This is a genomic window from Pseudaquabacterium inlustre (assembly GCF_038066595.1).
GTDB lineage: Bacteria > Pseudomonadota > Gammaproteobacteria > Burkholderiales > Burkholderiaceae_C > Pseudaquabacterium > Pseudaquabacterium inlustre.
Genome location: NZ_JBBUTH010000011.1, coordinates 141,048 through 153,883 on the forward strand (window position 1 = coordinate 141,048; position 12,836 = coordinate 153,883).

At 71.0% G+C, this 12,836-nt stretch carries 11 protein-coding genes; 9 read left to right on the forward strand and 2 right to left on the reverse strand.

Features of this window, described 5'->3' with window-relative positions; genetic code table 11:
• The first annotated feature begins 149 nt into the window (after window positions 1-149).
• The 8 genes from AACH10_RS23370 to AACH10_RS23405 all read left to right on the forward strand — a co-directional run bounded on the left by AACH10_RS23370 (window position 150) and on the right by AACH10_RS23405 (window position 9,216).
• Window positions 150-902 (forward strand): TorF family putative porin, encoded by a 753-nt coding sequence (locus tag AACH10_RS23370; protein ID WP_341412959.1) that lies wholly within the window; start codon window positions 150-152, stop codon window positions 900-902.
• An 18-nt stretch (window positions 903-920) separates the two neighbouring features.
• On the forward strand, window positions 921-1,259 hold the full coding sequence (locus AACH10_RS23375) for a P-II family nitrogen regulator (protein ID WP_260786823.1): 339 nt from the start codon (window positions 921-923) through the stop codon (window positions 1,257-1,259).
• A gap of 49 nt (window positions 1,260-1,308) precedes the next feature.
• Complete coding sequence (locus tag AACH10_RS23380; protein ID WP_341412960.1) at window positions 1,309-2,847, forward strand: ammonium transporter; 1,539 nt, start codon at window positions 1,309-1,311, stop codon at window positions 2,845-2,847.
• 131 nt (window positions 2,848-2,978) lie between these two features.
• Window positions 2,979-4,169: a benzoate/H(+) symporter BenE family transporter gene (locus AACH10_RS23385; protein ID WP_341412961.1), complete on the forward strand. Its 1,191-nt coding sequence runs from the start codon at window positions 2,979-2,981 to the stop codon at window positions 4,167-4,169.
• A 113-nt stretch (window positions 4,170-4,282) separates the two neighbouring features.
• Window positions 4,283-5,266: a glutathione synthase gene (gene gshB, locus AACH10_RS23390; protein WP_341412962.1), complete on the forward strand. Its 984-nt coding sequence runs from the start codon at window positions 4,283-4,285 to the stop codon at window positions 5,264-5,266.
• Between the two features lie 29 nt (window positions 5,267-5,295).
• Complete coding sequence (locus tag AACH10_RS23395) at window positions 5,296-6,402, forward strand: S-(hydroxymethyl)glutathione dehydrogenase/class III alcohol dehydrogenase (RefSeq protein ID WP_341413284.1); 1,107 nt, start codon at window positions 5,296-5,298, stop codon at window positions 6,400-6,402.
• A 2-nt stretch (window positions 6,403-6,404) separates the two neighbouring features.
• On the forward strand, window positions 6,405-7,274 hold the full coding sequence (fghA, locus tag AACH10_RS23400) for an S-formylglutathione hydrolase (protein ID WP_341412963.1): 870 nt from the start codon (window positions 6,405-6,407) through the stop codon (window positions 7,272-7,274).
• Between the two features lie 43 nt (window positions 7,275-7,317).
• A complete protein-coding gene (locus tag AACH10_RS23405) occupies window positions 7,318-9,216 on the forward strand; it encodes an ATP-binding cassette domain-containing protein (RefSeq protein WP_341412964.1) in 1,899 nt (632 codons plus the stop codon).
• A gap of 34 nt (window positions 9,217-9,250) precedes the next feature.
• Here AACH10_RS23405 and AACH10_RS23410 read toward each other — a convergent pair whose 3' ends face one another.
• Window positions 9,251-9,997, reverse strand: a complete 747-nt coding sequence (locus AACH10_RS23410) for a hypothetical protein (RefSeq protein ID WP_341412965.1) — start codon at window positions 9,995-9,997, stop codon at window positions 9,251-9,253.
• A 121-nt stretch (window positions 9,998-10,118) separates the two neighbouring features.
• Window positions 10,119-11,696: an aminotransferase-like domain-containing protein gene (locus AACH10_RS23415; protein ID WP_341412966.1), complete on the reverse strand. Its 1,578-nt coding sequence runs from the start codon at window positions 11,694-11,696 to the stop codon at window positions 10,119-10,121.
• A 141-nt stretch (window positions 11,697-11,837) separates the two neighbouring features.
• On the opposite strand from AACH10_RS23415, the gene AACH10_RS23420 reads away from it, so the two are divergent.
• Window positions 11,838-12,803, forward strand: a complete 966-nt coding sequence (locus AACH10_RS23420; protein ID WP_341412967.1) for a DMT family transporter — start codon at window positions 11,838-11,840, stop codon at window positions 12,801-12,803.
• The last annotated feature ends 33 nt before the right edge of the window (window positions 12,804-12,836 follow it).

Genomic DNA, 12,836 nt, shown 5'->3' on the forward strand with positions numbered 1-12,836 from the left:
CCGCATCTCGGCGCAGGCTCACCGCTCTGGGGCGTGTTGCGCTGGCGTGAACGTGGCGATCGGGCGGCTGGGTGCCGAATCGGTGGTGGCACGGAAGCTGCAGAAGTTGCACAGCCAACGACCTTCCACCACGACACACCGGAGCATCCATGAAGAAGACCTCGATCATCCTGAGCGCAGCCCTCGCCGCCGCCGCCGCCGCCGCCGTGCCCAGCCTGGCGTTCGCCGACGACGGCCTGGCCTACAACATCGGTGCGGTGTCCGACTACCGCTACCGCGGCATCTCGCAGACCCGCCTGAAGCCCGCGCTGCAGGGTGGCGTCGACTACACCAAGGGCGCCTTCTACCTGGGTGCCTGGGCCTCCACGATCAAGTGGATCAAGGACGCGTCGGGCGACGCCGGTCTCGAGGTCGACCTGTACGGCGGCTACAAGGGCGAGATCAGCAAGGACTTCACCTACGACGTCGGCGTGCTGAACTACTGGTACCCCAGCGCCGTGACGCCGGCCTGGTCGGCCGCCTACCGCAACCCGAACACCACCGAGCTGTACGGCGCGCTGACCTACGGCCCGGTGACGGCCAAGTACTCGCACGGCTTCACCAACCTGTTCGGCAACGTCGACAGCAAGAACAGCTACTACCTGGACCTGTCGGCCACGTTCGAGGTCGCCGGTCTGTCGGTGGTGCCGCACGTGGGCTACCAGAAGGTCAAGAACACGGCCAACGCCTCGTACACCGACTACTCGATCACCGTGTCGAAGGACTTCGGCGGCATCGTGCCCAGCGTCGCGCTGGTGGGCACCGACGCCGACAAGGGCTTCTACGTGCCGGGCGCTGCCGCCAACAGCAGCAAGTTCCTGGGCAAGGCGGCGCTGGTTGTCGGCGTCAAGTACAACTTCTGAACTCCCTGGAGCAAAGCCATGAAGATGGTGACCGCCATCGTCAAGCCGTTCAAGCTGGACGAAGTTCGTGAGGCCCTCAGCGCCATCGGCGTGCAAGGCATCACCGTGACCGAGGTCAAGGGCTTCGGCCGGCAGAAGGGCCACACGGAGCTGTACCGCGGCGCCGAGTACGTGGTCGACTTCCTGCCCAAGGTGAAGATCGAGGCCGCCGTGGACGACGCCATCGTCGACCGCGTGATCGAGGCCATCGAGGGCTCGGCCCGCACCGGAAAGATCGGCGACGGAAAGATCTTCGTCTCGCCGCTCGAGCAGGTGGTGCGCATCCGCACCGGCGAGACCGGCAAGGACGCGCTGTAAGCCGCATCCCATCCGGCAAGAAGAGAACCTCCACGAAAGACACGCGATCATGAGAAAGCTGTTTGCTTCCCTCGCCCTGGGCCTCGCGGTCCTGGGCTTTGCGGGCACGTCGTTGGCGCAGGACGGCGCGGCCTCGGCCCCGGCGGCCACCGCCTCGGCCGCGGCCGACACCGCGTCGACCCCGGCTGCCGCTGCACCGGCGGCGCCGGCTGCTGCCGCATCGGCGGCCGCCGAGCCGGCCTCCGCGGCCGCCTCCACCCCCGTGGCCAACAAGGGCGACAACGCCTGGATGCTGGTCTCCACCCTGCTGGTCATCATGATGACCGTGCCGGGCCTGGCGCTGTTCTACGGCGGCCTGGTGCGCAGCAAGAACATCCTGTCGGTGCTGATGCAGGTGCTGGTCACGTTCTCGCTGATCGTCGTGCTGTGGGCCCTGTACGGCTACAGCCTGGCGTTCACCGAGGGCAATGCCTACATCGGCGGCTTCGACCGGCTGTTCCTGAAGGGCGTGTTCGACGCGGCCAAGGGTGAGTTCGCGATGGCGGCCACCTTCAGCAAGGGCGTCTACATCCCCGAACTGCTGTTCGCGGCCTTCCAGGCCACGTTCGCCGGCATCACCTGCTGCCTGATCGTCGGCGCCTTCGCCGAGCGCATCAAGTTCTCGGCCGTGCTGCTGTTCTCGGCGCTGTGGTTCACCTTCAGCTACGCCCCGATCGCCCACATGGTCTGGTACTGGATGGGCCCGGACGCCTACGCCAGCAAGGACGTGGTCGACGCGATGAACGCCAAGGCCGGCCTGATCTGGCAGTGGGGTGCGCTGGACTTCGCTGGCGGCACCGTGGTGCACATCAACGCCGCCGTGGCCGGCCTGGTCGGTGCCTTCATGATCGGCAAGCGCGTGGGTTATGGCCGTGAAGCCATGGCGCCGCACAGCCTGCCGCTGACGATGGTGGGTGCCTCGCTGCTGTGGGTGGGCTGGTTCGGCTTCAACGCCGGTTCGGCCCTGGAAGCCGGCAACTCCGCCGTGCTGGCCTTCATGAACACCTTCACCGCCACGGCCGCCGCCGTGCTGGCCTGGAGCCTGGGTGAAGCCATGATCCGCGGCAAGGCCTCGATGCTGGGTGCCGCCTCGGGTGCCGTGGCCGGTCTGGTGGCCATCACCCCGGCCGCCGGCAACGTCGGCCTGATGGGCGCCATCATCATCGGCTTCATCGCCGGCTTCGCCTGCCTGTGGGGCGTGCACAGCCTGAAGAAGATCCTCGGCGCGGACGACTCGCTGGACGTCTTCGGCGTGCACGGCGTGGGCGGCATCGTGGGTGCCCTGCTGACCGGCGTGTTCAACACGCAGGACCTCGGCGGCCCCGGCCTGGTGACCGACTGGGTCACGGCCACCGTCGGCTCCAACGGCATCGGTGCCCAGGTGTGGATCCAGGCCAAGGGCGTGCTGCTGACCATCGTGTGGTCGGCGGTGGTGGCCGCGGTCTCGTTCAAGATCGTCGACCTGGTCATCGGCCTGCGCGTCACCGAAGAGGAAGAGCGCGAGGGTCTGGACATCAGCTCGCACGGCGAGACGGCCTACAGCAAGTAAGCCGCATCCCTGGCGCGCCAGCCGCGCCAGCATCGGGTCAAGGGCTGCCTTCGGGCAGCCCTTTGTCGTTTGCGCCGGCGCACAGCCGCATGGCGCGGCGCGCGGCGGTGGCGCTGGTACCCTGCCGGCCCATGCAGAGTTCCGTTGTTCCGTCCCGCCGCCCCTGGTGGGCCGATGTGTCGCTGTCGGCCGCCGTGGCCGGCTTCGTGGCGGTGCTGGTGGGCTACACCAGCTCGGTGGCCATCGTGTTCCAGGCTGCGCAGGCGCTGGGCGCCACCCCCGCGCAGACGGCCAGCTGGATGTGGGCGCTGGGCCTGGCCATGGGCATCAGCTGCGTGGGTTTGAGCCTGCGCTGGCGCATGCCGGTGCTCACCGCGTGGTGCACGCCGGGCGCCGCGCTGCTGGCGGCCACGCATGGCGTCACGCTGCCCGAGGCCACGGGGGCCTTCATCGTCTGCGCCGTGCTGATCATCCTGTCGGGCGTCAGCGGCCTGTTCGAGCGCGTGATGGACAAGGTGCCGATGGCCGTGGCCGCCGCGCTGCTGGCCGGCGTGCTCACGCGCTTCGGGCTGGATGCGGTGCTGGCGGTGCGCTCGTCACCGGTGCTGGTGCTGGTGATGGCCGGCGCCTTCCTGGCCGGGCGGCGCTGGTGGCCGCGCTATGCCGTGCCGGGCGTGCTGCTGGCCGGCATCGCGGTGGCTGGGCTGCAGGGCCGGCTGGACCTGGCGGCGCTGGGCCGGCTGGGCGACCAGGCGCTGGCGCGGCCCGAGTGGGTGACGCCGCAGTTCAGCCTGGCCACCGTGGTGGGCGTGGCGCTGCCGCTGTTCATCGTCACGATGGCCTCGCAGAACCTGCCCGGCGTGGCGGCGCAGCGCGCGGCCGGCTACGCGGTGCCGGTGTCGCCGGTCACCACGGCCACCGGCGTGGTCACGCTGCTGCTGGCGCCGTTCGGCTGCTTCGCCATCAACCTGGCGGCCATCACCGCGGCCATCTGCATGAGCCCGGAGGCCCATGCCGATGCGAGCAAGCGCTACACCGCGCCGGTGATGGCCGGCATCTTCTACACGCTGCTGGGCCTCGCCGGCGGCGCGGTGGCGGGGCTGTTCGCGGCCTTTCCGCGCGAGCTGGTGGCGGCGGTGGCCGGGCTGGCGCTGCTGGGCACCATCGCCGGCGGCCTGGCCGCGGCGCTGAAGGACGAGCGCCACCGTGACGCCGCTGCCATGACTTTCCTCGTCACGTTGTCGGGCGTCAGCATGGCCGGCATTGGCGCGGCCTTTTGGGGGGTGGTGGCCGGCGTCGTCACGATGGCCGTGCGAAAGTAGACCCCCCGAAGCGCCTGCAGGCGCCTCCCCCCAGGGGGCGCCGCCGGTGGCCCGGCTGAGCCGGTTCCACGGCGGCAGCTTGGTCAGACCACGAACCCGAGACACTCATCGCCATGAAACTGCTGTTCGTCGCCGACCCGCTGGAAACCTTCAAGACCTACAAGGACACCACCTTCGCGATGATGCGCGAGGCCGCGCGCCGCGGCCACCAGATCTGGGCCTGCGAGACGGCCGACCTGGTGTGGGTGAAGGGCGCCCGTGTGGTGGCCCGTGGCGCCCGCTGCATCACGCTGAAGGGCGAGGCCACCACCGCGCCGGTGACCCAGGCCGTGCACAGCGACGACTGGTTCGAGGTGGCCACCCAGGCCGAGCTGGCCCTGGCCGACACCGACGCCGTGGTGATGCGCAAGGACCCGCCCTTCGACAGCGAGTTCTTCTACGCCACCCACCTGCTCAGCCAGGCCGAGCGCGAGGGCGCGCGCGTGTTCAACCGCCCGGCGGCGCTGCGCGACCACCCCGAGAAGCTGGCGATCCTGGAGTTTCCGCAGCACATCGCGCCCACGCTGGTGACGCGCAGCGCGGCGGCGATCAAGGCCTTCCACGCCGAGCACCAGGACATCATCCTGAAGCCGCTGGACGGCATGGGCGGCATGGGCATCTTCCGCGTCGGCGCCGACGGCATGAACCTGGGCAGCATCACCGAGACGCTGAACCGCGACGGCGCGCAGAGCGTGATGGTGCAGAAGTACCTGCCGGCCATCGTGCACGGCGACAAGCGCGTGTTGCTGATCGGCGGCGAGCCGGTGCCCTACAGCCTGGCGCGCATCCCGCAGGGCAGCGAGATCCGCGGCAACCTGGCCGCCGGTGGCAAGGGCGTCGCCCAGCCGCTCTCCGAGCGCGACCGCGAGATCGCCACCGCGCTGGGCCCCATCCTGGCCGCGCGCGGCCTGCTGCTGGTGGGCCTGGACATCATTGGCGACTGCCTCACCGAGATCAACGTCACCAGCCCCACCTGCTTCCAGGAGATCACGCAGCAGACCGGCTTTGACGTGGCGGCGATGTTCATCACCGCGCTCGAATCACAACTCAAGCACTGAAGCACACAGGGAAGAACGAGACCATGCCCATCCAGACCCGAGCCGCCGTTGCGTGGAAGGCCGGCGCCCCGCTGACCATCGAGACCGTGGACCTGCAGGGCCCGAAGGACAACGAGGTGCTGGTGGAGGTGAAGGCCACCGGCATCTGCCACACCGACTACTACACGCTCAGCGGCGCCGACCCCGAGGGCCTGTTCCCGGCCATCCTGGGCCATGAGGGCGCGGGCGTGGTGATGGAGGTGGGCAAGGATGTCACCTGGCTGAAGCCCGGTGACCACGTGATCCCGCTCTACACGCCCGAGTGCCGCAACTGCAAGTTCTGCCTGAGCCAGAAGACCAACCTCTGCCAGGCCATCCGCAGCACCCAGGGCAAGGGTCTGATGCCCGACGGCACCAGCCGCTTCAGCCTGAACGGCCAGCCGCTGCTGCACTACATGGGTACCAGCACCTTCGCCAACCACATCGTGGTGCCGGGCATCGCGCTGGCCAAGATCCGGCCCGACGCGCCCTTCGACAAGGTCTGCTACATCGGCTGCGGTGTCACCACCGGCGTGGGGGCGGTGCTGTTCACCGCCCAGGTGGAGGCGGGCGCCAACGTGGTGGTGTTCGGCCTGGGCGGCATCGGCCTGAACGTGATCCAGGCGGCCAGGATGGTGGGCGCCGACAAGATCATCGGCGTCGACATCAACCCGGGCCGCGAGGCCATGGCGCGCCGCTTCGGCATGACGCACTTCATCAACCCCAAGGACGTGCCGAACGTGGTGGATGCCATCGTGCAGCTCACCGATGGTGGCGCCGACTACAGCTTCGAGTGCATCGGCAACACGCAGGTGATGCGCCAGGCGTTGGAGTGCACGCACAAGGGCTGGGGCCGCAGCATCATCATCGGCGTGGCCGAGGCGGGTGCCGAGATCAGCACGCGGCCGTTCCAGCTGGTCACCGGCCGCAAATGGGAAGGCTCGGCCTTCGGCGGCGCGCGCGGCCGCACCGACGTGCCCAAGATCGTCGACTGGTACATGGACGGCAAGCTCAACATCGACGACCTGATCACCCACAAGCTCAAGCTCGAGGACATCAACGAGGGCTTCGCGCTGATGAAGCGTGGCGAGTCGATCCGCTCCGTCGTCGAGTTCTGACCATGGCGCTCGATCGACTCGAACTGCTCAGCCAGCACGGCGGCTTTGGCGGCCAGCAGCGCTTCTACAAGCACATGTCGGCCGAGATCGGTCTGCCGATGCGCTTTGGCGTGTACCTGCCGCCGGCGGCGCTGGCGGGCCAGCGCGTGCCGGTCGTCGTGTGTCTGGCCGGTCTGACCTGCACCGAAGAGACGTTTGCGATGAAGGCCGGCGCGCAGCGCATGGCCGCCCAGCTGGGTCTGGCCCTGCTGATGCCCGACACCAGCCCGCGTGGTGCCGGCGTGGTGGGCGAGGACCAGCACTGGGACTTCGGCGTCGGCGCCGGTTTCTACCTCGACGCCACGCAGGCGCCCTGGTCGGGCCACTGGCGCATGGAGAGCTATCTGCTCAAGGAGCTGCTGCCGGCCGCGGCGGCCGAGTTCAAGCTCGATGGCGAGCGCGTCGGCATCCTGGGCCACTCGATGGGCGGCCACGGGGCATTGACCCTCGCGCTGCGCCACCCGGGCCGGTTCCGCAGCGTGTCGGCGCTGGCGCCGATCTGCGCGCCCACGCAATGCCCCTGGGGCCATACCGCCTTCAACGGCTACCTGGGTCAGGACGCGGGCCACCATGCCGAGTGGGCCGCGCACGATGCCAGCCAGCTGATGGCCGCCCAGGCCACGCCGCCGTACCCGGCCGGCATCCTGGTCGACCAGGGACTGGACGACAAGTTCCTGGCCGAGCAACTGCACCCCGAGGCGCTGGAGCAGGCCTGCGCCAGCGTGGGCCAGCCGCTCACGCTGCGCCGGCATGCTGGCTACGACCACGGCTACTACTTCATCGCCTCGTTCATCGACGAGCACTTGGCGCACCACGCGCGCCAGCTGGGCTGAGGCGCAGGCTCGACTGCCTGGCGGCAGCCGCGACAATCCCCCCATGGCCCTGATCACCCTTGCCGACGCGCAGCTCGCGTTCGGCCACGTCGCCCTGCTGCACCACACCGCCTTCGCGCTTGAAACCAACGAGCGCGTGGCCCTGATCGGCCGCAATGGCTCGGGCAAGAGCAGCCTGCTGAAGATCCTGGCCGGGCTGGAGAAGCTGGACGACGGCACCGTGCAGCAGCAGCAGGGCCTGCGCCGCTTCTACGTGCCGCAGGAGCCCGAGTTCAAGCCTGGCGCCACGGTGTTCGACGCCGTGGGCGAGGGTGTGGCCGAGGCGCGCGAGCTGCGTGCGCGCTACGAGGCCCATGCCGATGGCGAGGACCTGGATGCCTTGCAGACTCGCATCGAGGCGCTGGACGGCTGGACCTGGGAGAACCGCGTCACCGAGGCGCTGCAGCGCCTGGATCTGGATGGCGAGCTGCTGGTCGAGCGCCTGTCGGGCGGGCAGAAGAAACGCGTGGCCCTGGCCCAGGCCCTGGTGGCCCGGCCCGACGTGCTGCTGCTCGACGAGCCGACCAACCACCTGGACATGGACGCCATCGACTGGCTGCAGGGCCTGTTGAACCAGTGGACCGGCTCGCTGGTGGTGATCAGCCACGACCGCGCCTTCATCGACGCCGTGGCCACGCGCATCGTCGAGCTGGATCGCGGCATCCTGCGCAGCTACCCCGGCAGCTTCGCCGCCTACGAGAAGGTCAAGGAAGACGAGCTCAACAGCGAGGCCCTGGCCAACGCCCGCTTCGACAAGCTGCTGGCGCAGGAGGAGGTGTGGATCCGCAAGGGCGTGGAGGCGCGCCGCACCCGCAGCGTGGGCCGCGTGGCGCGGCTGCAGCGCCTGCGCAGCGAGCGCGCGGCGCGGCGCGAGCAGGTGGGCCAGGTGCGGCTGGAACTGGACGCCGGCCTGCCCAGCGGCAAGATCGTGGCCGAGCTGTCCGACGTGACCAAGGCCTTCGGTGACAAGCGCATCGTCACCGACTTCAGCACCACCATCCTGCGCGGTGACAAGATCGGCCTGGTCGGCCCCAACGGCGTGGGCAAGACCACGCTGCTCAAGCTGATCCTGGGCGAACTGGAGCCCGATGCCGGCGGCGTGCGCCGCGGCACCAACCTGCAGGTGGCCTACTTCGACCAGATGCGCGCGGGCCTGAACCTCGACGCCACGCTGGCCGACACCATCAGCCCGGGCAGCGAGTGGGTGGAGATCGGCGGCCAGCGCAAGCACATCAAGAGCTACCTGGGCGATTTCCTGTTCTCGCCGGCGCGCAGCGACAGCCCCGTGCGCACGCTGTCGGGCGGTGAGCGCAACCGCCTGCTGCTGGCGCGGCTGTTCGCCCTGCCGGCCAATGTGCTGGTGCTGGACGAGCCCACCAACGACCTCGACATCGAGACGCTGGAGCTGCTGGAGGAACTGCTGCAGGGCTATGCCGGCACGGTGTTCCTGGTCAGCCACGACCGGCGCTTTCTCGACAACGTGGTGACCAGCCTGCTGGCCTGGGAAGGCGATCTGCAGCCCGGCAAGTGGCGCGAGTACGAAGGCGGCATCGCCGACTGGCGTGCGCAGCGTGCGCGCATGCTGACGGCCCAGGCGGCTGCGGCACCGCCTGCCCCGGTGGCTGCGGCACCCAAGGCGGCGGCGCCGGCCCCGGCCAGCGCGCCCGCTGCGGCGCCGGCCAAGGCGCGCAAGCTCAGCTACAAGGAGCAGCGCGAGCTGGACGAACTGCCCGCCCGCATCGAGGCGCTGGAAGCCGAGCAGAAGACCATCGACGCCGCGCTGGCCGACGGCAGCCTGTACGGCACCGATGCGCCCCGCGCCGCCGCGCTGGCACAGCGCCACGCGGCGATCGAGGACGAACTGCTGGTGGCGCTGGAGCGCTGGGAACTGCTGAGCGGTTGAGCACCGCCGCCGGCGGACCGAGGGGGCGGCCCACCTAGCGCTGGTAGCCTTCCCAACCCTCGTTGGTGGCCGCCGGGTGCGAGCGGCTGACGATCAGCGCCGATTGCAGGTACAGCGCGTTCAGCAGGCGCATCGCGCCCTCGCGGCTGAGGCCGGGCCAGTCGGCGATCTCGCGCAGGTTGCTGGTCTGGCGGCGCAGGCGCTGCACGCAGGCGGCCAGCACGCGCGGCATCGGCAGGCCGCCCAGGTTGACGCCCGGCGCCACGCGGTAGGCCGCCTGGCCGGCCAGCTCGGGCAGCAGGGCCGAGCGTGCGCCAGTCAGGGCCACGGCCCACAACACCGGGCCCAGAGGGGCATAGCCCAGCGTCTGGCCCATGCGCGCCAGCAGCGCGGCGTCGCGCGGCGGGCGGCTGAGCGCCGGCTGCACGTGCAGCACCTGCACGCGCGACAGGTCGCTGCCGAGGAACTCGGCCACCGGTTGCTGGCTGTGCACCAGACCGTCGCTGGGGTAGACCGACAAGGTCATTTCCTGCCCCGGCGCCTCCAGGCGGATGGCCAGTGGCTGGGTGTGGCGCATGCCGGCGGCCAGCACCTCCAGCAGCTCGCGCCGGTCGCCGTCGCGCTTCTCGAAGCGCATCAGGTCCTGCAGCATCGACGGGCTCAGCGAGCTCAGGTGGGTGGCGCTGGCGTCGGCTGCGTCGCCACGCCCGCCGGCCGCCATGGCGGCGCGCAGGCCCCGGGGGTCGGACGCGGGCTGCAGGGGCTGGGTCGAGGGAAACATGGCGCAGACAGATAACGTCTGCATGGTACGCGCCGGTTGACGCCCACCCACCGCCGGGCTTGGGGGCCCCGCATTCGTGGTGGGGAGTTCGTGTCTGTGGCGCCGCGCCGTGCCGGGGCTGCTAGAGACGGGCCTTGTCGAAGGCCTGCCAGAACGCGCGGTCCTGCGCCGAGGCGAAGTTCAGCCGCATCAGCGGCGTGGGCCGCGGCATGGCGTGGAACAGGCTGCCGGGCGCCAGCAGCCAGCCGGCGTCGGCCATGCGCGTGGCCAGGGCATCGGTGTCCACGCCGGTGTCCACCCAGCCGAACAGGCCCTGCGGCGGCGTCACGAAGCGGCAGCCGCTGGCCTCTGCCAGGCGCACCACGCGCTGGCGCGCGGCGTCCAGCTGCTGGCGCACGCGCTCGGCATGGCGGCGCAGCAGGCCCTGGTCCAGGCACCAGGCCACGGCGCGTTCCATCAGCGAGGGCGTGGTCAGCGTGGTCAGCAGCTTGGTGTCGATCAGGCGCTCGGTGAGCGCCGGCGCGGCGGCCACGTAACCCACGCGCCAGTTGGGCGCCAGGATCTTGGAGAAGCCCGAGACGTACACGGTGCGCTGCAGGCCGTCCAGCGCCGACAGCCGCGGCGCATGGTTGGGCGCCAGCCAGGCGTAGGTGTCGTCCTCCACGATGGTCAGGTCGTGCGCGTCGGCCAGCTTCAGGATGCGGTGCGCGTGGGCCAGCGACAGCGTGTGGCCGGTGGGGTTGTGCAGCACGCTCACCGTGACGTATAGCCTTGGCCGGTGTGCGATCAGCAGGCGCTCCATCTCGGCCAGGTCGGGGCCGTCGGCGCCGTCCTTGCAGCGCGGCACCGGCAGCAGGCGCATGCCCAGGCGCGTGAGGCGGGCGAACTCCACGGCCCAGCCGGGCTCGTCCACCAGCACCGCGTCGCCGGGGCGCAGCAGCGTGCGCGCCACCAGGTCCAGCGCATGCGTGGCGCCGGTGGTGGTGACGATCTGCGCCGGCGTGGCGGCCAGGCCCAGATCGCCCGTGAGCCGCCGCGCCAGGGCCTGGCGCAGGCCGCTGTCGCCAGCCGGCTCGCCGTAGCGCAGGGCCTCCTGCGCATCGGGCAGGGCGCGGCGCAGTGCGCGGGTCAGGAGTTCGGGGTCGAGCCAGGCTTCGGGCAGCGTGCCCTGGCCCGGGCCGGGGCCGATCAGGCGCGACGCGGTGGCCGTGGCGGTGGCCTGGGCACCGGTGATCGGCTGGCCGCTGGCGCGCTGGAACATGCCGCGGATCAGCGCCGTGGCGTCCACCGGCGGCACCAGGGCCGCGCCGCCGCTCAGCAGTGCCGGCGCCGCGTCGGGCGGGATCAGCGCGCCGGCCGGCGCCAGGCCGCGGGTGACGCCACCGGCTGCCGCGCCCGGCGAGCCGATCGGCCCGCGCACGAAGAAGCCGCGCTGTCGCCGCGCCTCCACCAGGCCCTGGGCCTGCAACTGGTCGTAGGCCAGCACCACGGTGCTGGGGCTCACGCGGTGCTGGCGCGCGCATTCGCGTACCGAGGGCAGCCGGGCGCCCGGCATCAGTGCGCGGTGGCGGATGCGCTCGGCGAAATGCGCGGCCAGTTGCGTGCCCAGCGTGCCGGCCGCGGCCGGGCGCGGCGAGGGCGGTGGTGCCTCGATGGCGAGCGTGGCGCCGCTGGGGCGGCCGGGATCGTGCAGGGACATGGCGCGGTGTGGTGTGCTGTATCGAGCGGATGACCAATACAGATGAACTGTCTGTACTGATGACTGTGCTGCTTCTGTGCTGATGGTGCCCCTAGACTGGGCCGCATGTCCAGCCCCCATCCCCTTGCCCCTGCCGCGCCGATGGCGCCTGCCGCCGCGGCCGCGGCCGCGCCCGCCGGCCTGTCGCCCGCCACGCGCGGCTGGCTGCTGGGTGCGCTGGGCGTGGCGCTGTTCGCGCTGACCATCCCGATGACCCGTCTGGCCTCGGGCAGCCTGGCGGCGCCGCAGTTGTCGGCCGAGTTCGTGGCCATCGGCCGCGCCGCGCTGGCCGGGCTGCTGGCCGTTGTGTGGTTGCGGGCAGTGCGCGCGGCCTGGCCCACGCCGGCGCAGTGGCGCGGGCTGATGCTCACCGCCAGCGGCGTGGTGTTCGGCTTCCCGATGTTCATGGGCTGGGCCGTGCAGCGCGTGGACGCGGCGCATGCGTCGGTGGTCAACGGCCTGCTGCCGATGGCCACCGCGGTGATCGGCGCCGTGCTGCTGCGCCAGCGCGCCAGCGCGGCGTTCTGGGGCTGTGCCGCACTCGGCATGGGCCTGGTGCTGGGCTTCGCGCTGTGGAAAGGCGGCGCCCGCCTGCAACTGGCCGACACGTTGTTGCTGATGGCGGTGCTGCTGGGCGGCTTCGGCTATGTGATGGGCGCGCGCATGTCCACGTCCGGCCCCGGCCGGCCGGCGATGGCGCCCGAGCAGGTCATCAGCTGGGTGCTGGTGGGCTGCCTGCCCGTCACGCTGCCGCTGGCGCTGTGGACCGCGCCGGCCGACTGGGCCGCCATCCGGCCCGCAGCTTGGGGCGGCTTCGTCTACGTCAGCCTGATCTCGATGTGGCTGGGCTTCTTCGCCTGGTACCGCGGCCTGGCGCTGGGCGGCATGCTGCGCGTCAGCCAGGTGCAGCTGGTGCAGCCCTTTTTGTCGATGTGGCTGGCGGTGCCGGTGCTGGGCGAGACGCTGGACGCCGTGACCGTGGCCTTCTCGCTGGCGGTGATGGCCACCGTGGCGCTGGCGCGCCGTCTGCCGGTGAAGGTGGCCGTTGCCCCTGAAGCCGCGCGATGATGCCGTCCTTGGAGACATCCCCGAATGAGTGAG

Coding starts and splice junctions, on each gene's coding strand:
- AACH10_RS23375 (WP_260786823.1), top strand. CDS start 921: ATGAAGATGGTGACCGCCATCGTCAAGCCGTTCAAGCTGGACGAAGTT.
- AACH10_RS23420 (WP_341412967.1), top strand. CDS start 11,838: ATGGCGCCTGCCGCCGCGGCCGCGGCCGCGCCCGCCGGCCTGTCGCCC.
- AACH10_RS23385 (WP_341412961.1), top strand. CDS start 2,979: ATGCAGAGTTCCGTTGTTCCGTCCCGCCGCCCCTGGTGGGCCGATGTG.
- AACH10_RS23405 (WP_341412964.1), top strand. CDS start 7,318: ATGGCCCTGATCACCCTTGCCGACGCGCAGCTCGCGTTCGGCCACGTC.
- fghA (WP_341412963.1), top strand. CDS start 6,405: ATGGCGCTCGATCGACTCGAACTGCTCAGCCAGCACGGCGGCTTTGGC.
- AACH10_RS23370 (WP_341412959.1), top strand. CDS start 150: ATGAAGAAGACCTCGATCATCCTGAGCGCAGCCCTCGCCGCCGCCGCC.
- gshB (WP_341412962.1), top strand. CDS start 4,283: ATGAAACTGCTGTTCGTCGCCGACCCGCTGGAAACCTTCAAGACCTAC.
- AACH10_RS23415 (WP_341412966.1), bottom strand. CDS start 11,696: ATGTCCCTGCACGATCCCGGCCGCCCCAGCGGCGCCACGCTCGCCATC.
- AACH10_RS23380 (WP_341412960.1), top strand. CDS start 1,309: ATGAGAAAGCTGTTTGCTTCCCTCGCCCTGGGCCTCGCGGTCCTGGGC.
- AACH10_RS23410 (WP_341412965.1), bottom strand. CDS start 9,997: ATGTTTCCCTCGACCCAGCCCCTGCAGCCCGCGTCCGACCCCCGGGGC.